This is a genomic window from Pseudomonas sp. ADAK18, assembly GCF_012935695.1.
Classification (GTDB): domain Bacteria; phylum Pseudomonadota; class Gammaproteobacteria; order Pseudomonadales; family Pseudomonadaceae; genus Aquipseudomonas.
Window position 1 is genome coordinate 848,858 of sequence record NZ_CP052859.1, and the last position, 19,602, is coordinate 868,459.

A 19,602-nucleotide genomic window follows, 5' to 3' on the forward strand; every position below is an offset into this window, starting at 1 on the left:
CAAACCTTTGATTTTGCTTGTGGTCTGCTGCATTGTGCGCCCGGCGTCACGGGTATAAACTTTGCAAACTTTACACAGAGGCCCCTAACGGTTCGATGGGAACTGTTCAGTCAGCATGAAACCGATTCAGCTGCCCCTAGGTGTGCGTCTGCGTGACGACGCTACCTTTATCAATTACTACCCAGGCGCCAATGCCGCTGCACTCGGCTATGTCGAGCGGCTATGCGAAGCCGACGCCGGGTGGACCGAAAGCCTGATCTATCTGTGGGGCAAGGACGGCGTGGGGCGTACCCACTTGCTACAGGCCGCTTGCCTGCGTTTCGAGCAGATGGGGGAGCCCGCGGTTTACCTGCCGCTGGCGGAGCTGCTGGACCGTGGTATCGAGATCCTCGACAACCTTGAGCAATACGAGCTGGTCTGCCTGGATGATTTGCAGGCGGTAGCAGGGCGGGCGGATTGGGAAGAGGCGCTGTTCCATCTGTTCAACCGATTGCGTGACAGCGGCCGGCGCTTGCTGATTGCGGCGTCTACTTCGCCCCGGGAACTGCCGGTGAAGCTGGCGGACCTCAAGTCCCGCCTGACCCTGGCGCTGATTTTCCAGATGCGCCCGCTGTCCGACGAAGACAAATTGCGCGCCCTGCAACTGCGTGCCTCCCGTCGTGGCCTGCACCTGACCGACGAAGTCGGGCACTTTATCCTTACCCGTGGCACACGCAGCATGAGCGCGCTGTTCGAATTGCTCGAACGGCTCGATCAGGCCTCTTTGCAGGCTCAGCGCAAGCTGACCATTCCCTTCCTCAAGGAAACCCTCGGCTGGTAGCCAGCCCTTTAAAAATGTGGGGTTCGGCAAATTTCAGGCGCCAGAAAACCTGCGTTTTTGCCGGTTTGGCCACGCAAAAGGGTCTAAATGGGGTTTAAGGGCTTAGATGGCATAGGCCAAACAAGAAGTCACATAGATCACGATTGAATTTGCAAATCGATGTGATAGAAGGCATAGTCTCGGCTTCTTTACACATTCAGCCACGGTCGTGCCCATGCTAAATCGCTTCGCACCCCTCGTGCCTCTCGCACTCGTTACCCTGTTGTTTGGTTGCGCCACCCACCCTCAACAAGTGGCTGAGCAGCAAAAACCTCAACAACAGAATCAACAAAAATTCGTCGCTGCGCAGTCTTCCACTGTTTACCAAGAAGAGCTCGCAACGGAAAAAGAACTGGTCGCCTTCGCCGGCAGCAAGCCTTACCAGCTTCCAGTTCTGGCCGACAGCATCCTCGAACGCGGCATGTCCCTGATCGGTACCCGTTACCGTTTTGGCGGTACTTCTGAAGCCGGTTTCGACTGCAGCGGCTTCATCGGTTACCTGTTTCGTGAAGAAGCTGGCATGAATTTGCCGCGTTCTACTCGCGAAATGATCAACGTGGATGCACCGTTGGTCGCACGAAACAACCTCAAGCCCGGTGATCTGCTTTTCTTTAGTACCAATGGTCGTGGTCGTGTCAGCCACGCCGGTATCTACTTGGGTGATGACCAGTTTATCCACTCCAGCAGCCGCCGCAGCGGTGGTGTGCGGGTCGACAAACTGGGCGACAGCTACTGGAGCAAGACCTTTATCGAAGCCAAGCGCGCCCTCGCCATGGCCCCTACTAGCGTTACCGCTCGCAAGTAAAGTTAAAGTGATACTTGAAGTTTGACGTGTAAGAGCTAGAATCTCTGGACATTGTTGTGAACTGATCGCGCGAGCCTTGCTTGCGCGATCTGGTTTCCAGCGTTCGGCAGCGAAAGCCGCATCCAGATCAGGATTGTTCTGCCCATGTCGACCTCGGCCCGCCTAATTCTTCTCGTTTGCGCCGCGCTGCTTAGCGCCTGCGCAAGTCACCCCCCACCTGCGCCCGTGGCCGTCAAGCCCAGGCCGGTGTTCAACTATTCCAGCCAAACCTTTTCGCCAGCGGCCGAAGACGTGCTTTTTCGTGCGCTGGGCCTGGTCGGTACGCCTTATCGCTGGGGCGGCAATACGCCGGACTCGGGTTTTGATTGCAGCGGTTTGATTGGCTTTGTCTACCGTGATGCTGCGGGCATCTCTCTGCCGCGTACCACGCGTGAGCTGATTGTGATGCGCGCCCAGGATGTGAGCGAAGACGCCTTACAGACCGGTGACTTGATCTTCTTCGCCACCGGTGGTGGCTCGCGGGTCAGCCACGCCGGGATCTACGTGGGTGAAGGGCGTTTTGTACACGCGCCGCAAACCGGCGGTACGGTGAAGCTGGACACACTGTCCAAAGCTTATTGGCAGAACGCCTACCTGAGTGCCAAGCGTGTATTGCAGCCTGAGCATCTGGCGCGCAACCCCTAGAATTGCGCTGATCAAAATGTGGGAGCGGGCTAGTGTGGGAGCGGGCTTGCTCGCGAAAGCATCACCTCGGTGTAACTGATACATCGAGGCGCCTGCATCGCAGGCAAGCCAGCTCCCACACAAATCCACAGTTATTATGTGGTGTTCTCTAGGTCAGCTATTTAGCCGCCGATACCCGCCACACCTTGTTTCCCACATCATCCGCCACCAGTAAATCCCCTTGTTTATCGATCACCACGCCCACCGGCCGGCCCATGGCTTTCTCGTCGCTATTAAGGAACCCGGTCAGTACATCCACCGGCATCCCTTTCGGCTGGCCTGCCTCAAACGGCACAAAAATCACCTTGTAACCACTGTGGGGCTTGCGGTTCCACGAGCCGTGCTGGCCGATAAACGCTCCGTTGCTGAATTGTGCGGGCAACGTGCTGCCTTCGGCGAAGGTCAGTCCCAGTGAGGCCGTGTGTGGCCCAACGGCGTAGTCCGGTGCGATGGCCTTGGCCACCAGTTCAGGATTCTGCGGTGTTACTCGCACATCGACGTGCTGTCCGTAGTAGCTGAACGGCCAGCCATAGAAGGCGCCGTCTTTGACCGAGGTGATGTAGTCCGGCACCAGGTCGCTGCCGATTTCATCGCGCTCGTTGACCGCCGTCCACAGTTTGCCGCTTTGGGGTTCCCACGCCATGCCGTTGGGGTTGCGCAGGCCTGAGGCGAAGATTCGGTGCTGACCGGTGGCGCGGTCCACTTCCCAGATGGCGGCTCGGCCCTGTTCCGCTTCCAGGCCGTTCTCTGCAACATTGCTGTTGGAGCCGACGCTGACGTACAGCTTATTGCCGTCCTTGCTGGCCACCACGTTTTTGGTCCAGTGATGGTTAAGCGGGCCGCCGGGTAAATCGACGACCTTGCTTCCCGCCTCCTTGATGGCTGTTTCGCCCGGCTGATAGGGGAAACGCAGCAATGCATCCGAATCGGCGACATACAGGTCGTTGCCCACCAGCGTCATGCCAAACGGCGAGTTGAGGTTTTCCAGGAATACGGTGCGAGTTTCGGCGACACCATCGTGGTCGGTATCCCGCAGCAGAGTGATGCGGTTCGGGCTGGGCACCCCGGCACCGGCGCGCCCCATGACTTTCCCCATGACCCAGCCACGAATGCCCTTGGCGTCATCCGGCTTGGGTGGCGCGTTGGTTTCGGCTACCAGCACGTCGCCGTTGGGCAGTACGTACAACCAGCGCGGGTGATCCAGGCCTTCGGCAAACGCTGCAACCTGGGTGCCGGCGGCTGCGGTGGGCTTGACGCCTTCAGGCCAGCCGATCGCCGGGGCGATGTTTACAGTGGGGATCAGGGTCTTGTTGGGTTCCGGCAGTTTGGGCGAGGGCCCGGTGCCGTCGGAGACTTGCAGGCTAGAGCTTTCACCGCAGGCGGCGAGGCTGCTTGCGACCATGATGAGTAAGGCGAGTCGGGTCTTGTGCATGGTTTTCTCCTTAATACCTGTAGTGATAGAGGCACTTAGCAGGCTGATGGTTCAAGTCTGTCGGCGGCTTTAATTGACGCTCCACCCCCAACCCACTAACCTTCGCGGCTTGTTTCAGGTGCTCTGTGGCGTGTGCGTCGACAGAGTGAAACAGGGAAGCCGGTGAGTGAGCACACTTTTCAACAGTGAGGCCGCGATCCCGGCGCTGCCCCCGCAACGGTAAATGAGTCAAAACGGTGCTTTCAGCCACTGTATCGCCCCGCGATATGGGAAGGCGCACCCCCGACATGCTCTTGAAGAGAGCGTCGCTCATGAGCCCGGAGACCGGCCTGATTCATCCAACAGCATCACGGTGGGCGATGCTTGGCTGTCTGTTTTTTCTTTTCCTGCCCGCCGTTTTTGTCCAGCCCCAACGGAGAGCTGCCATGACTGATTCCCCTGATCGTGACGAACGCCACCTGGCGCGCATGCTGCGCAAAAAAGCGGTGATCGACGAACGTATTGCCAATTCACCGAACGAGTGCGGATTGCTGCTGGTGCTGACCGGCAACGGCAAAGGCAAGAGCAGCTCGGCCTTTGGCATGCTCGCCCGGGCCATGGGCCACGGCATGCAGTGCGGTGTGGTGCAGTTCATCAAGGGCCGCACCAGCACGGGCGAAGAGTTGTTCTTCCGCCGCTTTCCCGAGCAAGTGCGCTTCCATGTGATGGGCGAGGGCTTTACCTGGGAAACCCAGGACCGTCAGCGCGACATCGCCGCCGCCGAGGCCGCCTGGGTAGTTTCCCGGGAAATGCTTCAGGACCCGTCCATCGGCCTGGTGGTGCTGGATGAGTTGAACATCGCCCTCAAGCACGGTTACCTCGACCTGGATCAGGTGCTTGGCGACTTGCAAGCCCGCCCGCCGATGCAGCATGTAGTGGTCACCGGCCGCGGTGCCAAGCCTGAGCTGATCGAAATGGCCGACACCGTCACTGAAATGGGCATGCTCAAGCACGCGTTCCAGGCTGGGATCAAGGCACAGAAGGGCATCGAACTTTGAATCAGCCCCGTCATTGCCCTGCCGTCCTAATCGCCGCACCGGCGTCAGGCCAGGGCAAAACTACCGTCACTGCCGCATTGGCCCGCTTGCACCGCAACCTTGGGCGCAAGGTACGGGTGTTCAAGTGTGGCCCGGACTTTCTCGACCCGATGATCCACGAGCGCGCCAGCGGTGCGCCGGTCTATCAATTGGACATGTGGATGGTCGGTGAGCAGGAAAGTCGCCGGTTGCTGTGGGAAGCGGCAGGGGAGGCCGACCTGATCCTGATTGAAGGTGTCATGGGCTTGTTCGACGGTACGCCTTCCAGCGCCGACTTGGCGCGGCACTTTGGTGTGCCGGTACTGGCGGTGATCGATGGCACGGCCATGGCCCAGACCTTTGGCGCCCTGGCGCTGGGGCTGGCGCGTTACCAGCCGGACCTACCGTTTGCCGGTGTCCTGGCCAACCGCGTCGGTACGTTGCGCCATGCGCAGTTGCTGGAAGGTAGCCTCACTGAGGGCTTGCGCTGGTATGGCGCGCTGTCCCGTGAGACGGGTATTGAGTTGCCCAGCCGTCACCTTGGACTGGTGCAAGCCAGCGAGCTGAATGACCTGGATGTGCGCCTCGACGCCGCCGCCCAAGCCTTGGGTGGCAGTTGCGAGGTAGCGCTGCCACCTCCAGTGGAGTTCGCCGCGCCCGAGGTCATCGAGGTCGAGCCGCTGCTGGCCGGTGTGCGCATTGCCGTGGCCCGTGATGAAGCGTTTGCCTTCACCTACGGTGCCAGTCTCGATCTGTTGCGGGCGATGGGGGCCGAGTTGCGCTTCTTCTCGCCGATCCATGATCGTGAGTTGCCCGATGCCGACAGCTTGTACCTGCCCGGCGGCTACCCGGAGCTGCATCACAGGGCGTTGTCGGAAAACACCACGATGTTGAGTGCGATCCGTGCCCATCATGCCGCTGGCAAGCCGTTACTGGCTGAATGCGGTGGCATGCTCTATCTGCTGGACTCGCTGACCGATGTGGACGGCACTCGCGCAGAACTGGTTGGCCTGCTTCAGGGCGATGCCGTGATGCAAAAGCGCCTGGCAGCCCTGGCCTTGCAGAATGTCGAGTTGCCGGAGGGCCTGTTGCGTGGCCACACCTATCATCACTCCCTGACCAGCACCGAATGGCAGCCTATTGCCCGGGGCTTGAGCCCCAATGGCGGGCGCGGCGCCGAGGCAGTTTATCGGCAAGGGCGGATGACGGCTTCTTATGTGCACTTTTATTTCCCATCGAATCCAGCTGCGGTGGCTGCACTGTTTGCGCCTGACCGCGAGGCCACCCTCGCAGGCAAGCCAGCTCCCACGGTGGGTCTGTGTGAGTCCCCCATTGACGGATCAATCCAATCCAATGTGGGAGCGGGCTTGCCCGCGATGAGGCCATGAGCCACAACGCCTTCCCCGAAACCGAACGCGCCGCCGTCTACCGCGCCATCGCTGAACGCCGCGATATGCGCCACTTCAGCGGCGGCATCGTCGCTCCCGAACTGCTGCAACGCTTGCTGCACGCCGCGCATCAGGCCCCCAGCGTCGGCTTGATGCAACCCTGGCGCTTTATCCGCATCAGCGACCGCAACCTGCGAGGGCAGATCCAGCAGTTGGTGGAGGAAGAGCGGGTGCGTACTGCAGAAGCCTTGGGCGAGCGCTCCGACCAGTTCATGAAGCTCAAGGTCGAAGGCATCAACGATTGCGCCGAGGTGTTGGTAGCGGCGCTGATGGACGATCGCGAGCGGCATATCTTCGGCCGCCGTACCCTGCCGGAAATGGACATGGCGTCGTTGTCCTGCGCGATCCAGAATCTGTGGCTCGCGTCCCGGGCCGAAGGGCTGGGTATGGGCTGGGTCTCTTTATTCGAGCCCCAGGCTCTGGCCGATCTGTTGGGCTTGCCGCCCGGCGCAAAACCTTTGGCGGTGTTGTGTCTCGGGCCGGTCACCGAGTTCTACCCGGCACCGATGTTGCAACTCGAAGGCTGGACCGAACCGCGTCCATTGAGCGACATGCTGTATGAAAATTATTGGGGAGTGAGTCAATGAGTGTGGCCTTGCTGAGTGTCGCTGCCGTGGCGCTGGATGCGCTGCTGGGCGAACCCAGGCGCTGGCATCCGCTGGTGGCGTTCGGCAATTTCGCCGGGCGCATCGAGCAACGTTTCAACTCCGCCGGTCGTGGCTGGCGCAGTCATGGCGTCACCGCGTGGGTGATCGCGGTCATACCGTTGACCTTGCTGGCCACGGCCCTGTCGTGGGCGCCCTACGTGGGTTGGGTGATTGAGATTCTCGCGCTGTATTGCGCCCTCGGTATGCGCAGTCTGGGCGAACACGTGGCACCCGTGGCCCAGGCCCTGCGCAGTGATGACCTCGAAGAGGCGCGTAAACGTGTTGGCTATCTGGTCAGCCGCCAGACCAGCGAACTGGACCGTACCGAAGTCGCTCGTGCCGCTACCGAATCGGTGCTGGAGAACGGCAGCGATGCAGTGTTCGCTGCGCTGTTCTGGTTTGTCGTCGCCGGTGTACCCGGTGTGGTGCTCTATCGCCTGAGCAACACGCTGGATGCCATGTGGGGCTATCGCAATGAACGTTTTGAACGTTTCGGCTGGGCCGCAGCCAAGATCGACGATGTGTTGAACTATATTCCTGCGCGGCTGGTGGCCTTGACCTACGCATTGCTGGGCAAAACCCGGCTGGCCCTCAAATGCTGGCGCACCCAGGGCTCGACCTGGGACAGCCCCAATGCGGGTCCGGTGATGGCCGCCGGTGCCGGTGCGCTGGGTGTCGAGTTGGGTGGCGCGGCGATTTATCACGGTGAACTGCATCAGCGCCCACAACTGGGCGAAGGTGTGCCAGCGGATGCCGATTCCATCGACCGTGGCTGGCAACTGGTGCAGCGTGGGGTGTGGCTGTGGTTGCTGGTTCTGTGTGTGGGGGCTGAGTTTTATGCTTGAGCATGGCGGCCGGCTGCGCAAGGCAGCCCTGCAATATGGTGTCCCCGAGGCTGATTGGCTGGACCTGTCCAGCGGTCTGGCGCCTTGGCCTTGGCCGATCCCGGAGATCCCGTTGCGGGCCTGGGCACGCCTGCCAGAGACCGATGACGGCCTGGAACAGGCGGCTTGCGAGTATTACGGCGCTACCCAGGTGCTGCCGGTGCCCGGTTCCCAGGCCGCAATCCAACTGCTGCCGCGTTTGCGGCGTGCGGGCAAGGTCGGGGTGCTGTCACCGTGTTATGCCGAGCATGCCGAAGCTTGGCGCCGCGCTGGCTATATCGTCCGTGAAGTGCTGGAGCAGGAAGTCGACTTCTTCCTCGACAGCCTCGACGTGCTGGTGGTGGTCAACCCCAACAACCCCACTGGCTTGAGTTTGCCCCCGCAACGCCTGCTGGATTGGCATGCACGGCTCGCCGAGCGCGGCGGCTGGCTGGTGGTAGACGAAGCCTTTATGGACAACACCCCGCAACTGAGCCTGGCGAGCCAGGCTGATCAAGTAGGCTTGGTCGTGTTGCGTTCGTTCGGCAAATTTTTCGGCCTGGCCGGCGTGCGGCTGGGCTTTGTCCTGGCCGAACGCAGGTTGCTCAAACTGCTCGCCGAACAGGTCGGGCCGTGGGCGGTCAGCGGGCCGACGCGGGTGCTGGGCCAAGTGTGCCTGAGAGACAGCGCCGGTCACGTCCAGCAGCGACTGCGTTGTGAAGAGGCCAGTCGGCGACTGTGCGAGCTGTTGCAGCGCTTCGACCTGCAACCCCAGGGTGGTTGTGACTTGTTCCAGTGGCTGATCACCGAGCGTGCCGAGCACCTGCACGAATTCATGGCCCAGCGCGGCATTCTGCTGCGCTTGTTCGTCCACGACAGCAGCCTGCGTTTCGGCCTGCCGGGGACCGACGCCGATTGGCTGCGGCTGGAACACGCCTTGATCGCCTACAGGGAAGCCTCATGAGTACCTTGATGGTGCAGGGCACCACGTCCGATGCGGGCAAAAGCACTTTGGTGACCGCGCTGTGCCGTTGGCTGGTGCGCCAGGGCGTGGCGGTGGTGCCGTTCAAACCGCAGAACATGGCGCTCAACAGCGCCGTCACTGCCGAGGGCGGCGAGATTGGCCGGGCCCAGGCGGTCCAGGCCCAGGCGGCGAACCTGGCGCCGCACACTGACATGAACCCGGTGCTGCTCAAGCCCAACAGCGACACCGGCTCCCAGGTGATCATCCATGGTCGCGCCGTCGCCAGCATGAACGCGGTGGCCTATCACGACTACAAGGCCATCGCCATGCAGGCGGTGCTGGCTTCCCATGAGCGCTTGAGTGCGGCGTATTCGGTGGTCATGGTCGAAGGCGCGGGCTCGCCGGCGGAGATCAATCTGCGGGCCAACGATATTGCCAACATGGGCTTTGCCGAGGCGGTGGATTGTCCGGTGTTGCTGATTGCCGATATTAATCGTGGCGGGGTTTTCGCCCATTTGGTGGGGACGCTGGAACTGCTATCGCCGACCGAGCAGGCGCGGGTCAAGGGTTTTATCATCAACCGGTTTCGTGGCGATATGGCTTTGTTGCAGCCTGGGCTGGACTGGCTTGAGGCGCGCACAGGCAAGCCGGTGGTGGGTGTTCTGCCTTATGTGATGGACTTGCATCTGGAGGCCGAGGACGGCATTGACCAGCGCCAGATTGATAAGGCCGCGCATGTGCTCAAGGTGGTGGTACCGGTGTTGCCACGTATCAGTAATCACACGGATTTTGATCCGCTGCGGTTGCATCCCCAGGTGGATTTGCAGTTTGTCGGGCCGGGGCAGGGGATTCCTGCGGCAGACCTGATTATCTTGCCGGGGTCGAAAAGTGTGCGCAGTGATTTGGCATATTTGCGGGCCAATGGGTGGGACACGGCGATTGCCAGGCATTTGCGCTATGGCGGCAAGGTGTTGGGGATTTGTGGTGGGCTGCAGATGCTCGGTGAGCAGGTGCATGACCCGTTGGGGTTGGAGGGGCCTTCGGGTTCCAGCGATGGTCTAGGGTTGTTTGCGTTCAGCACTACGTTGGAAGAAGAGAAGCAGCTGCGTAATGTGTGTGGGCGGTTGTTGCTGGAGGATGCTGAGGTCAGTGGTTATGAGATTCACGCGGGGGTGACCACAGGTCGTGCCTTGGAGCAGCCGTTGGTGGCGCTGGATGATGGGCGCTTTGATGGTGCTCGAAGTGATGATGGGCAGATTCTTGGCACGTATTTGCATGGGGTGTTTGAGACGCCTGCGGCGTGTGGTGCGTTGTTGCGGTGGGCGGGGTTGGAGGATGTGCAGGCGGTGGATTATCACGGGCTGCGTGAGCGGGATATTGAGCGGTTGGCGGATTTGGTGGAGCGGCATTTGGACACGGGGTTGTTACGGTCTTTATGTGGGGTTTGAGTTGGGCTGGGGACATATCCATTTCTTTGGTAACGACCACCTAAGGTTCCGCTCTTACAGCGGCTCACTTTTGAAAAGCGCAAAAGTAAGCAAAACGCTCTTGCCCCACCACTCGGCACCTCGCTCAGGCTCGGTGTGCCCGAACGGAGGCATTACTCCGTGGGCCGCCGCGACGGGCCATCCATGGCCCAACGCGGCTATCCCGGCATCCATGCCGGGATGCCCACTGCGTAATGCCTGCGTTCGGCCAGCGTGGTTTAACGGGGCGCCTCAGATCAAAGTCAAAAGCCAAAGCAACAACCAGATCAAAAGACCGCTGACTTTGTCAGCGAATAAGGATGTAAAAGCCACAGCGCGCATGCTTCAAAGATTAGGTCGGCTACTAGGCCGCCTCGCTCTGTTTTTGATTTCAGGCGCCCCGTTAAACCACGATGGCTGAACGTAGGCATTGGTCCGTGGGTAAACCGGCAGGACGCCGGTTTAGCCGCACTGGGCCAGGGATGGCCCATTGCGGCGGCCCACGGAGCAATGCCGGAGAGAAGGCATGCCGAGCCTAGGCGAGGCACCAAGTGGTGGGGCAAGAGCCCTTTGGTTACTTTGGGGCTTTTCCAAAGTGACCCGCCGTAAGGGCGGAACCATAACTAGCCGTAACCGCAGAAACGGATATACACCCAATCAAAACGAGGCCAAACCCGATGCTCCAGCTGATCCTAGGCGGCGCCCGCTCCGGCAAAAGTCGCCTGGCCGAAACACTCGCCACCGACAGCACCCTGCCAGTGACTTACATAGCCACCAGCCAACCCCTGGACGGCGAAATGAACGAACGCGTGGCTCATCATCGCCAACGTCGCCCAGCCGAGTGGGGCCTGATCGAAGAGCCCATCGAACTCGCCCGCGTCCTGCGCGAAAACGCCGCCCCCGACCGTTTCCTGTTGGTGGACTGCCTGACCCTATGGCTAACCAACCTGCTGATGCTCGAAAACCCCAAACGCCTCACCGAAGAACGCGAAGCCCTGTTACAAACCCTGGCATCCCTGCCCGGTGAAATTGTTTTTGTCAGCAACGAGACCGGTCTGGGTGTCGTGCCGCTGGGCGAATTGACTCGCCGCTATGTCGATGAAGCCGGTTGGCTGCATCAAGCCCTGGCCGAGCGTTGTCAGCGTGTTGTCCTGACCGTTGCCGGCCTGCCCCTGACTTTGAAAGGTACTGCGTTATGACCGACACCTGGTGGCTCAACCCCTGCAAAACGATCGACGCCCAGGCGCACGAACAAGCCCTGGCCCGTCAGCAACAACTGACCAAACCTGCAGGCTCCCTCGGCCAGCTGGAAGCCGTGGCCGTACAACTGGCCGGCTTGCAAGGGCAGGTCAAACCCAATGTTGATCAGGTATGGATCGCGATCTTTGCCGGTGATCACGGGGTTGTGGCTGAAGGCGTTTCGGCGTTTCCCCAGGAAGTCACCGGGCAGATGTTGCACAACTTCGTCACCGGCGGCGCGGCCATCAGCGTTCTGGCGCGTCAGTTGGATGCGCAGCTGGAAGTGGTCGACCTCGGCACCGTCACGCCATCGCTGAACCTGCCGGGTGTGCGTCACCTGAATATCGCGGCAGGCACCGCCAACTTCGTCAACGGTCCAGCGATGACTGAGGCTCAGGGGTTGCTCGCCCTGGAAGCCGGCCGTGACAGTGTGCGTCGCGCCATCGCGGCGGGTGCTCAGTTGTTTATCGGCGGCGAGATGGGCATTGGTAACACGACTGCCGCCAGCGCGTTGGCATGTGCGTTGCTGGACTGCCGGGTGGCTGATTTGACCGGTCCCGGTACCGGCCTGAATGCCCAGGGTGTCAGCCATAAAGTGGCCGTCATCGAGCGGGCGCTGGCATTCCACGCGGCGCAGCGTAGTGATGCCCTGCAAACCTTGTTCAACCTTGGCGGCTTCGAGATTGCGGCGCTGGTGGGCGCTTATCTGGCGTGTGCCCAAGAGGGTGTGGTGGTGTTGGTGGACGGCTTTATCTGCAGCGTCGCAGCGCTGGTGGCCACACGTTTGAATCCGGCATGTCGTGAATGGTTGTTGTTCGGCCATCGGGGCGCTGAGCCGGGTCATCGGCATGTGCTGCAAAGCCTCGAGGCCGAACCCTTGCTGGAGTTGGGTCTGCGCCTGGGCGAGGGCAGTGGTGCGGCGTTGGCGGTGCCGTTGTTGCAACTGGCCTGTGCGTTGCACGGGCAGATGGCGACTTTTGCTGAAGCGGCCGTGGCGGATCGTCCGGCATGATTTTGCACCTGGACTTGCTTCGCCATGGCGAAACCGAGTTGGGCGGTGGCCTGCGGGGCAGCCTGGACGATGCGCTGACCGCCAAGGGCTGGGAGCAGATGCGCACCGCCGTGGTGGAGCAAGGGCCTTGGGACCGGTTGGTCAGCTCGCCGCTGCAACGCTGCGCACGGTTTGCCGATGAGTTGGGCGCACGCTTGGACATACCGGTCACCCTGGAAAAAGACCTGCAGGAGCTGCATTTCGGTGCTTGGGAAGGGCAGAGCGCGGCGAAGTTGATGGAAACTGATGCCGAGGCGTTGGGCCTGTTCTGGGCCGATCCCTACCGCTTCACGCCGCCACAGGGTGAGCCGGTTTTGCAGTTTTCCGAACGGGTGCTTGGGGCTGTTGCCCGGTTGTATCAGGCCTATGCTGGGCAGCGAGTGCTGTTGATCAGCCATGGCGGGGTCATGCGGTTGCTATTGGCTCAGGCTCGCGGCTTGCCCCGTGAACAGTTGTTGAATGTTGAAGTCGGCCACGGCGGGTTGTTCTGTCTGAAGGTCGAAGCCGATGGCGTCTTGAGGGAAGGACTCTGATCATGCTGCCGTTCTGGATTGCCCTGCAGTTTCTCAGCAGTTTGCCGATTCGCTTGCCGGGCATGCCGCAGCCTCAGGAGCTGGGCCGCTCGTTGCTGTTTTATCCGCTGGTGGGTCTGCTGTTCGGGCTGCTGTTGTGGGGCTTGAACGCCGTGTTGATGGGCGCGCCGTTGCTGTTGCACGCTGCGTTGTTGCTGACGGCGTGGGTATTGCTCAGCGGCGGCTTGCACCTGGACGGCTTGGCAGACAGCGCGGACGCCTGGTTGGGCGGCTTTGGCGACCGTGAACGCACCCTGACAATCATGAAGGATCCGCGTAGCGGGCCGATTGCCGTGGTCACCCTCGCACTGGTGTTGCTGCTCAAGTTCACCGCGCTGGTGGCGCTGATTGAACAGCACAACGGTGCTGCGCTGATTCTCGCGCCATTGATCGGCCGCAGCTCGATGCTGGCATTGTTTCTGACCACACGTTACGTGCGGGCGGGTGGTTTGGGTCAGGCGTTGTCGGATCATTTACCTAGAGTTGTCGGCCAACAGGTGCTGATTCTCAGTGGCCTGGCCTGTGTATTGATCGGTGGTTTCAGCGGCGGGCTTGCGGTGTTGCTGGCGTCACTGTGTTTTATCGGGCTGCGGCAACTCATGGTCAATCGACTCGGCGGCACTACCGGCGATACGGCAGGGGCCTTGCTGGAACTGCTGGAAGTGGCGGTGTTGATCGGCCTGGTGCTGTAACAGTTTCTTGCATTTCCTTAATCGCGGGTATATACACGCTCCATGCTTGCCTCTCAATGTTTATGTACCAACCTGCGTCGTGCCGCTCGTGGCGTCAGCAGGCATTACGACGGCGCTCTCGACGGCTTCGGGATCAACGTCGCCCAGTATTCTTTGCTGTGCAACCTGCAGCGCCTCGATCAACCGAGCATTTCCAGCCTGGCCGAAGCCATGGGCCTGGATCGCAGCACCCTGGGGCGCAACCTGCGGGTTCTGGAAGGCGAAGGTCTGGTGCAGTTGGTCGAAGGTGATGATCTGCGCAATCGCCTGGTGTTGCTCACCGAGACGGGCCATCAGCGACTTGCTGCGGCCTTGCCGGCGTGGGAAGCGGCGCAGCAGAAGTTGATTGACCGGTTGGGAGCAGAAAAGCGCGAAACCCTATTGGCCTTGCTGGACGAACTCGCTTAAACGCGGGTTTGTTCGAATACAAGCGGGTATATACCCGCGAGCGGAGAATAAGAAATGACCTCGATGTGGCGGACCAGCGGCTGGATTCTTGTCGGGAGCGCACTGATCCTGGCGTTGTCCCTTGGCGTGCGACACGGCTTCGGCCTGTTTCTGGCGCCCATGAGTGCCGAATTCGGCTGGGGCCGTGAGACCTTTGCCTTTGCCATCGCCTTGCAAAACCTGATCTGGGGCCTGGCGCAACCGTTCACTGGCGCTCTGGCCGATCGCTTCGGCGCGGCCAAGGTGGTGGTGATCGGTGGCGTGCTTTATGCCTTGGGCCTGGTGTTCATGGGCTTGTCCGACTCGGCGTGGTCGCTGTCCCTGAGTGCGGGGTTGTTGATCGGCATTGGCCTGTCGGGCACCTCGTTCTCGGTGATCCTTGGCGTGGTGGGCCGTGCTGTTCCAGCAGAAAAACGCAGCATGGCGATGGGCATTGCCAGTGCTGCGGGCTCCTTTGGCCAGTTCGCCATGCTGCCGGGCACCTTGGGTTTGATCGGCTGGCTCGGCTGGTCGGCGGCGTTGCTGACACTGGGCCTGTTGGTGGCCTTGATCATCCCGCTGGTGAGCATGCTCAAGGATCGCCCGCTGCCGACGATGGCGGGTCAGCAGACCTTGTCCGAGGCGCTGCGCGAAGCGTGTTCCCATTCCGGGTTCTGGCTGTTGTCTTTCGGCTTCTTTGTTTGCGGTTTCCAGGTGGTCTTTATCGGCGTGCATCTGCCGTCGTATCTGGTGGATCAGCACTTGCCGGCCTCGGTGGGCACCACGGTGTTGGCACTGATCGGGTTGTTCAATATCTTCGGGACTTACACCGCCGGCTGGCTGGGTGGACGGATGTCCAAGCCGCGCTTGCTGACTGGACTGTATTTGTTACGGGCGGTGGTGATTGTGATCTTCCTGTGGGCGCCGGTGACGCAAACCAGCGCTTATCTGTTCGGCATGGCCATGGGCTTCCTGTGGTTGTCGACGGTGCCGCTGACCAATGGCACGGTGGCGACCTTGTTCGGGGTCAGAAACCTTTCCATGTTGGGTGGGATCGTGTTCCTGTTCCATCAGTTGGGTTCGTTCCTCGGCGGTTGGTTGGGTGGTGTGGTCTATGATCGAACCGGCAGCTACGATTTGATCTGGCAGGTGGCGATTCTCCTGAGTCTGCTCGCCGCTGCCTTGAACTGGCCGGTGCGTGAGCGCCCTGTGGCGCGATTGCAGGCGCAGATGGAGGCGGCATGAGTACGACGTGGTATTGGCTCGGTGCAGCGGGGGTGTTGACGCTTCTGCTGCTCCTGGCATGGTGGGGTTGGCAGCGGGGCGGCCTGGCGTTGATGCAGTTGGGCATGGCGATCTGTTAAGTTCTGTGTCTGACCCTATTCAAGGACACTCGACATGCTGATGCGCTGGTTTGCAGTTCCAGCCCTGATGGTGGCTTTTAGCAGCGTCGCCATGGCCGCCGATTGCCCGCCGTTGCTTGAAGGCCAATTGCCCAAGTTGCGCGCCAAGGAATCCATCGACGTGTGCCAGCGCTTTGCCGGCAAGCCACTGGTGATCGTCAATACCGCCAGCTTCTGTGGCTTTGCGCCCCAGTTCAAAGGCCTGGAAGCCTTGTACCAGCGCTACAAGGGCGATGGCCTGGAGGTGATTGGCGTGCCGTCCGATGACTTCAAGCAGGAAGCCAAGACTGGTGAGGAGACGGCCAAGGTTTGTTATGTCAATTACGGTGTGACCTTCACCATGACCGAGCCACAAAAGGTCAAGGGACCGGATGCCGTGCATCTGTTCAAGGTCCTGGCGCAACAGAGCAGCGCGCCGAAGTGGAATTTCTACAAGTATGTGGTGGATCGCCAAGGCAAAGTGATTGCCAATTTCTCCAGCCTGATCAAGCCCGACAGCCCTGACCTGATCAAGGCGGTCGAGCAGGCACTGGCCTCCAAGCCCTGATCTGCGCCCATTGAAAAGCCCCGCCTCTTTCACAAGAGAGCGGGGCTTTTTGTATTCAACTGGCGAGCCCATCAGGCTCGCAGTGAATCAGAACTTGTAGGTCGCACCCAAAGCGTAACCCCAAGCACTGTTGTCGTACTGGGCGCTGTAGTTGTTGCCTTTGCCACTACGGTTGACGTCGACTTTCTCTTCCCACAGGTAGGACAAGGCCGCATCGATAGTCAGGTCATCGGTGGCGTTGAAGCCCGCACCAAAGCTGACGGCTTTACGATCGCCCGTAGGGATACGAACCGAACGGTCGGTGTTGTTGGTTGGCGACTGGTCAACCGAGAAACCGGTACGCAGAACCCACTGCTTGTTGACTTGGAACGATGCACCAATGGCCGAGGCCCAGGTGTCGTGCCAGTTCTGTGGTTCGCTGATGGTGCCGATCGGGCCGGCTGCGCCACCGAGTTGCGCTGGAACGCCGTCGTTGTTGACGGTGATATCTTTCAGGCGGCTCCAGCGAGTCCAGGTGCTGCCCGCGTACACAGTCCACTGGTCATCCAGTTTTTGTGTGATCGAGAAGTCCACCGACTCTGGTGTGGTGATGTCCAGCGATGCGCCGTAGCGGCCACCGTTGAATGGGCCGAAGCCGGCACCGGAAATATTGGTGTGGCCGTCCAGCTTGTATTTGACCTTGGAGGTATACGTCAGACCAATGTTGGTCTTGTCGGTCGGAGTGACCAGAATACCGACCTTATAACCCCATGCAGTGTCATCACCCTTGATGTCCACCAGGCCATCATTACGGCCGAAGGTTTGTGCCAGAGGTGTGGACGACGTCAACTGACCGCTGATCTTGTTGATCGTCGGACCGAAACCCACGGAAACGTATTGGTTGAAGGCGTAGCTGACCGTTGGCTGGAAGGTGACGACTTTAACGTCGCTCTTCTTGCCGTAGTAACGGCCACCGAAGCTGTCTTCGTAGTTGGTTATCAGACCAAACGGAGCATAGATACCGAGACCAAAGGCCAGATCATCAGTGGCTTTCTTGACCGCAAACAGCATCGGGACTTTGGTAAATGGAACCATGTCGCCGTCATTGGTGCTGCCAGGTGGCCCACCGTTGGCATGTCTGATATCGGTCTTGGCGTCGATGGCTGCGACACCACCAGTAATTTGGTCGCGCTTGAGGCGAGACATACCGGCAGGGTTGCCAGCAACAATACTTGCATCATCGGCAGATGAAGATCGCCCCGCATAACCGGTACCCATCCCACTGATGCTCTGTTCGTTGAGGGCGAAGCCGCTCGCGAACAGTTGGGAGGAAGCCATTGCAACGGCGAGGCTAAGTGTGGTCTTGAGCATTACTTTTTTCATTATTAGAACTCCGTGGTGATCACCGCTGCGGAAAGTATCAATAAATTTACGTTAGCGCTATAGGCTGTAACGCAGGAGATAGAGCGGTTTTGTAGGACAATCTGACGAAAATCTCTGATTTTTACTGAATCTTGCAAATTGCCCGGTCAACAGGCCACTTGATTCAAGGGGGATACACAGGTTTGCCAGGCGCGGGTGTAGTCCCGCAGTCGGCCCTGAGGGTGAAATATTTCTCGCCAGATGCGCGCCATCGCCAGCACATCGTCTGGCGGGGGCAGTGCAGGGCGGTGTTGTTCTACCAGCAGCCAGGCAATGGCTGTGGCGTAACGCAGGTTGACCGTCAACTCCAGTTGCGGGCCGCTGAAGAAAGCATGCTGGCTGGCCAAGCCACGTACCAGGCTGGCACGTTCTGGATCCAGGGCCAGGTAGTCGTCCCACAGGGCACGGTGGCGCGGTTCGGTAATGCTATAGAGGCCATGGCCGCGGCGGTCATGCAAGGCTGAACCGAGGGCTGACTGGCTGGCAGCGATACCCAGCAGCAGGAATTCTGCGGTGGGGCTATGACGGCCCAAGTAAATCAAGGTGGGCCGGATCACATAACGACACAATTCGCTGGCGGCGATACCCATAATTGCCTCGATCCATGAAAGTAGTCGGCGAGTCCTGAGAGGATAGGGCTTGGCAGCGGTGGATCGGATCTCAGGCTCACCGGAAGCGGATCATGCCGCTTGAGTTGAAGTGTAGTGTCATACTCACGATGTAAAGGACTGTTTTTAAAATATTTTCATCATTTAGTTATAATGTTTATATCTATTTGCTCTTAGGTAAAACAGCGAATACTTGAATTTCAGGCAATAAAAAACCCCGCCATTTAGACGGGGTTTTGTGTTTCAGCGATCCGGGTCGATCAGGCAATCAATGCCTGACGGGTACGCTCGATCACGGCCTGCAGCGGCTCTGCGCTGGAGTATTGATCGGGGTACAGGCGTTCGCTGTGACGAGCGATGCCGTGTTCGTTGACCAGGGTGAAGCTGAAGCAGCCTTTGCGAGCAGCCATGATCAGGCAGTTCATTGGAGCAAAAGCATTAGTGAGGGTGCGAATGGCATCCTGAGTGTGGATTTGATTAGACATATTATGGGTGTTCCTACAAATGACACGGATAAGAACCGTGCAACGTTAAAACGTTCCAGTGACGCTGATCACCATTGATCAAGCGAAGAACCCGACTGGAACAAAGCAGCCAGTTTGAAGCGCTAAATAGTTTGGCGCGCTTGGGCTGGCAGGTAGGTACTTAGGAGGGCAGGCAACACAACAGGGGCAAAGGTTCTGGGCCCAGGGTGAAGATCCTGATCAATTTGCAGGTTGGTTCGGTCAGAGTATTGAGACTTCGCGACACCCTTTGCATTATTCAAAGGCTGTGTCGTCGCAAGTGATACCTGGAAACCATCGAGGTGGTCGATCCCGTGTTGTCGGCAGGTGCTCTCTTTAGGGAGGGTGCCGTGGGGATTTGTTCGACCAGAATTGACTTTCAGCTTGGTACTAACGCCGCGGATAGTAACGGATTGAAACAGAGAAAGGAAGTGTGCTAGGTAAAATACTTTGGGCGCCCCCTGCAAACGTCGGCAGGCCCGGGGCTGCGTACACACCGGCGCTGTAGGACCAGGCAGGTGACGTACCAAGGATATGGGAGCGGTGCACGTTTCGGGGGGGGGGGCGGTAACGTTATGGGGTAACCCTGGGCCAAAAAGAGGTAGTGATATAACCATCCAGTGGGTAGTTGTGCACATTGGTTGCGTAGTGTGTCACCGCACTGTCACCTCGCCTGCGAGACCTTCGGTTGCCTGCAATGAAAATTTAAGTCAATGAAAAATCTGGCTTTTTTTTATTGGTGAAAAAATCGTCAGTTTGACTGCGGCCCCCATTCCATGGGGCTTTGCGCGAGTTAAAGAACGGTTGTCCACTGAGTTATCCACAGCTTCTGTGGATTGTCCCAAGCGCTTGCTCTAGG

Annotated in this window: 21 protein-coding genes and 1 riboswitch; of the genes, 17 read left to right on the forward strand and 4 right to left on the reverse strand. The window is 59.7% G+C overall.

What is annotated here, in order from left to right:
* Nucleotides 1-115: 115 nt before the first annotated feature.
* The 3 genes from hda to HKK55_RS03910 all read left to right on the forward strand — a co-directional run bounded on the left by hda (nt 116) and on the right by HKK55_RS03910 (nt 2,348).
* Nucleotides 116-820 carry a DnaA regulatory inactivator Hda gene (gene hda / locus HKK55_RS03900; RefSeq protein WP_054049492.1) on the forward strand — a complete coding sequence of 235 codons (705 nt, stop codon included), beginning with the start codon at nt 116-118 and terminating at the stop codon, nt 818-820.
* A 214-nt stretch (nt 821-1,034) separates the two neighbouring features.
* Nucleotides 1,035-1,664, forward strand: coding sequence for a C40 family peptidase (locus HKK55_RS03905; RefSeq protein WP_169353451.1), 630 nt, complete (start codon nt 1,035-1,037; stop codon nt 1,662-1,664).
* Nucleotides 1,665-1,808: 144 nt separating this feature from the next.
* On the forward strand, nt 1,809-2,348 hold the full coding sequence (locus HKK55_RS03910; RefSeq protein ID WP_169353452.1) for a C40 family peptidase: 540 nt from the start codon (nt 1,809-1,811) through the stop codon (nt 2,346-2,348).
* A 157-nt stretch (nt 2,349-2,505) separates the two neighbouring features.
* Here HKK55_RS03910 and HKK55_RS03915 read toward each other — a convergent pair whose 3' ends face one another.
* Nucleotides 2,506-3,819 (reverse strand): sorbosone dehydrogenase family protein, encoded by a 1,314-nt coding sequence (locus tag HKK55_RS03915; RefSeq protein WP_169353453.1) that lies wholly within the window; start codon nt 3,817-3,819, stop codon nt 2,506-2,508.
* A gap of 99 nt (nt 3,820-3,918) precedes the next feature.
* Nucleotides 3,919-4,167, forward strand: a riboswitch (cobalamin riboswitch).
* Nucleotides 4,168-4,244: 77 nt separating this feature from the next.
* Here HKK55_RS03915 and cobO point away from each other — a divergent pair.
* The 14 genes from cobO to HKK55_RS03980 all read left to right on the forward strand — a co-directional run bounded on the left by cobO (nt 4,245) and on the right by HKK55_RS03980 (nt 16,231).
* The gene (gene cobO, locus HKK55_RS03920) at nt 4,245-4,856 is read left to right on the forward strand and encodes a cob(I)yrinic acid a,c-diamide adenosyltransferase (protein WP_169353454.1); all 612 of its coding nucleotides are present in this window, start codon (nt 4,245-4,247) and stop codon (nt 4,854-4,856) included.
* Nucleotides 4,853-6,262: a cobyrinate a,c-diamide synthase gene (locus HKK55_RS03925; RefSeq protein WP_169353455.1), complete on the forward strand. Its 1,410-nt coding sequence runs from the start codon at nt 4,853-4,855 to the stop codon at nt 6,260-6,262. Before cobO ends, HKK55_RS03925 begins: the two co-directional genes overlap by 4 nt.
* Nucleotides 6,259-6,909 (forward strand): 5,6-dimethylbenzimidazole synthase, encoded by a 651-nt coding sequence (gene bluB, locus HKK55_RS03930; RefSeq protein ID WP_169353456.1) that lies wholly within the window; start codon nt 6,259-6,261, stop codon nt 6,907-6,909. Before HKK55_RS03925 ends, bluB begins: the two co-directional genes overlap by 4 nt.
* Nucleotides 6,906-7,814, forward strand: coding sequence for an adenosylcobinamide-phosphate synthase CbiB (gene cbiB / locus HKK55_RS03935; RefSeq protein WP_169353457.1), 909 nt, complete (start codon nt 6,906-6,908; stop codon nt 7,812-7,814). Before bluB ends, cbiB begins: the two co-directional genes overlap by 4 nt.
* Nucleotides 7,807-8,796: a threonine-phosphate decarboxylase CobD gene (cobD, locus tag HKK55_RS03940; RefSeq protein WP_169357773.1), complete on the forward strand. Its 990-nt coding sequence runs from the start codon at nt 7,807-7,809 to the stop codon at nt 8,794-8,796. Before cbiB ends, cobD begins: the two co-directional genes overlap by 8 nt.
* The gene (locus tag HKK55_RS03945) at nt 8,793-10,244 is read left to right on the forward strand and encodes a cobyric acid synthase (protein WP_169353458.1); all 1,452 of its coding nucleotides are present in this window, start codon (nt 8,793-8,795) and stop codon (nt 10,242-10,244) included. The genes cobD and HKK55_RS03945 overlap by 4 nt, the downstream gene beginning before the upstream one ends.
* Before the next feature lie 695 nt (nt 10,245-10,939).
* Nucleotides 10,940-11,461 (forward strand): bifunctional adenosylcobinamide kinase/adenosylcobinamide-phosphate guanylyltransferase, encoded by a 522-nt coding sequence (gene cobU / locus HKK55_RS03950; RefSeq protein ID WP_169353459.1) that lies wholly within the window; start codon nt 10,940-10,942, stop codon nt 11,459-11,461.
* Nucleotides 11,458-12,513: a nicotinate-nucleotide--dimethylbenzimidazole phosphoribosyltransferase gene (gene cobT, locus HKK55_RS03955; RefSeq protein WP_169353460.1), complete on the forward strand. Its 1,056-nt coding sequence runs from the start codon at nt 11,458-11,460 to the stop codon at nt 12,511-12,513. Before cobU ends, cobT begins: the two co-directional genes overlap by 4 nt.
* On the forward strand, nt 12,510-13,085 hold the full coding sequence (cobC, locus tag HKK55_RS03960; RefSeq protein ID WP_169353461.1) for an alpha-ribazole phosphatase family protein: 576 nt from the start codon (nt 12,510-12,512) through the stop codon (nt 13,083-13,085). Before cobT ends, cobC begins: the two co-directional genes overlap by 4 nt.
* Before the next feature lie 2 nt (nt 13,086-13,087).
* Nucleotides 13,088-13,816, forward strand: coding sequence for an adenosylcobinamide-GDP ribazoletransferase (locus tag HKK55_RS03965; protein ID WP_169353462.1), 729 nt, complete (start codon nt 13,088-13,090; stop codon nt 13,814-13,816).
* 42 nt (nt 13,817-13,858) lie between these two features.
* Entirely contained in the window at nt 13,859-14,263 is a 405-nt protein-coding gene (locus HKK55_RS03970; protein WP_169353463.1) for a MarR family winged helix-turn-helix transcriptional regulator, read from the forward strand.
* 63 nt (nt 14,264-14,326) lie between these two features.
* Complete coding sequence (locus HKK55_RS03975; protein WP_169357774.1) at nt 14,327-15,526, forward strand: MFS transporter; 1,200 nt, start codon at nt 14,327-14,329, stop codon at nt 15,524-15,526.
* Entirely contained in the window at nt 15,523-15,645 is a 123-nt protein-coding gene (locus HKK55_RS29395; RefSeq protein WP_272902579.1) for a hypothetical protein, read from the forward strand. Before HKK55_RS03975 ends, HKK55_RS29395 begins: the two co-directional genes overlap by 4 nt.
* Before the next feature lie 34 nt (nt 15,646-15,679).
* Entirely contained in the window at nt 15,680-16,231 is a 552-nt protein-coding gene (locus HKK55_RS03980; RefSeq protein WP_169353464.1) for a glutathione peroxidase, read from the forward strand.
* Between the two features lie 87 nt (nt 16,232-16,318).
* Here the strand turns inward: HKK55_RS03980 and HKK55_RS03985 are convergent, their stop codons facing one another.
* The 3 genes from HKK55_RS03985 to HKK55_RS03995 form a co-directional block, all read right to left on the reverse strand.
* Nucleotides 16,319-17,593: an OmpP1/FadL family transporter gene (locus HKK55_RS03985; protein WP_169353465.1), complete on the reverse strand. Its 1,275-nt coding sequence runs from the start codon at nt 17,591-17,593 to the stop codon at nt 16,319-16,321.
* 146 nt (nt 17,594-17,739) lie between these two features.
* Entirely contained in the window at nt 17,740-18,222 is a 483-nt protein-coding gene (locus tag HKK55_RS03990; protein WP_169353466.1) for a hypothetical protein, read from the reverse strand.
* Between the two features lie 278 nt (nt 18,223-18,500).
* Nucleotides 18,501-18,725 carry a hypothetical protein gene (locus tag HKK55_RS03995; RefSeq protein ID WP_155583332.1) on the reverse strand — a complete coding sequence of 75 codons (225 nt, stop codon included), beginning with the start codon at nt 18,723-18,725 and terminating at the stop codon, nt 18,501-18,503.
* Between the last annotated feature and the right edge of the window lie 877 nt (nt 18,726-19,602).

What these genes read in the sequence shown, in the direction of transcription:
- HKK55_RS03915 (WP_169353453.1), bottom strand. Translation starts at nt 3,819, where the DNA reads ATGCACAAGACCCGACTCGCCTTACTCATCATGGTCGCAAGCAGCCTC.
- HKK55_RS03910 (WP_169353452.1), top strand. Translation starts at nt 1,809, where the DNA reads ATGTCGACCTCGGCCCGCCTAATTCTTCTCGTTTGCGCCGCGCTGCTT.
- HKK55_RS03905 (WP_169353451.1), top strand. Translation starts at nt 1,035, where the DNA reads ATGCTAAATCGCTTCGCACCCCTCGTGCCTCTCGCACTCGTTACCCTG.
- hda (WP_054049492.1), top strand. Translation starts at nt 116, where the DNA reads ATGAAACCGATTCAGCTGCCCCTAGGTGTGCGTCTGCGTGACGACGCT.
- bluB (WP_169353456.1), top strand. Translation starts at nt 6,259, where the DNA reads ATGAGCCACAACGCCTTCCCCGAAACCGAACGCGCCGCCGTCTACCGC.
- HKK55_RS03985 (WP_169353465.1), bottom strand. Translation starts at nt 17,593, where the DNA reads ATGAAAAAAGTAATGCTCAAGACCACACTTAGCCTCGCCGTTGCAATG.
- HKK55_RS03970 (WP_169353463.1), top strand. Translation starts at nt 13,859, where the DNA reads ATGCTTGCCTCTCAATGTTTATGTACCAACCTGCGTCGTGCCGCTCGT.
- cobC (WP_169353461.1), top strand. Translation starts at nt 12,510, where the DNA reads ATGATTTTGCACCTGGACTTGCTTCGCCATGGCGAAACCGAGTTGGGC.
- HKK55_RS03995 (WP_155583332.1), bottom strand. Translation starts at nt 18,725, where the DNA reads ATGTCTAATCAAATCCACACTCAGGATGCCATTCGCACCCTCACTAAT.
- cobT (WP_169353460.1), top strand. Translation starts at nt 11,458, where the DNA reads ATGACCGACACCTGGTGGCTCAACCCCTGCAAAACGATCGACGCCCAG.
- HKK55_RS03990 (WP_169353466.1), bottom strand. Translation starts at nt 18,222, where the DNA reads ATGGGTATCGCCGCCAGCGAATTGTGTCGTTATGTGATCCGGCCCACC.
- HKK55_RS29395 (WP_272902579.1), top strand. Translation starts at nt 15,523, where the DNA reads ATGAGTACGACGTGGTATTGGCTCGGTGCAGCGGGGGTGTTGACGCTT.
- cobD (WP_169357773.1), top strand. Translation starts at nt 7,807, where the DNA reads ATGCTTGAGCATGGCGGCCGGCTGCGCAAGGCAGCCCTGCAATATGGT.
- cobO (WP_169353454.1), top strand. Translation starts at nt 4,245, where the DNA reads ATGACTGATTCCCCTGATCGTGACGAACGCCACCTGGCGCGCATGCTG.
- cbiB (WP_169353457.1), top strand. Translation starts at nt 6,906, where the DNA reads ATGAGTGTGGCCTTGCTGAGTGTCGCTGCCGTGGCGCTGGATGCGCTG.
- HKK55_RS03980 (WP_169353464.1), top strand. Translation starts at nt 15,680, where the DNA reads ATGCTGATGCGCTGGTTTGCAGTTCCAGCCCTGATGGTGGCTTTTAGC.
- HKK55_RS03945 (WP_169353458.1), top strand. Translation starts at nt 8,793, where the DNA reads ATGAGTACCTTGATGGTGCAGGGCACCACGTCCGATGCGGGCAAAAGC.
- cobU (WP_169353459.1), top strand. Translation starts at nt 10,940, where the DNA reads ATGCTCCAGCTGATCCTAGGCGGCGCCCGCTCCGGCAAAAGTCGCCTG.
- HKK55_RS03965 (WP_169353462.1), top strand. Translation starts at nt 13,088, where the DNA reads ATGCTGCCGTTCTGGATTGCCCTGCAGTTTCTCAGCAGTTTGCCGATT.
- HKK55_RS03975 (WP_169357774.1), top strand. Translation starts at nt 14,327, where the DNA reads ATGTGGCGGACCAGCGGCTGGATTCTTGTCGGGAGCGCACTGATCCTG.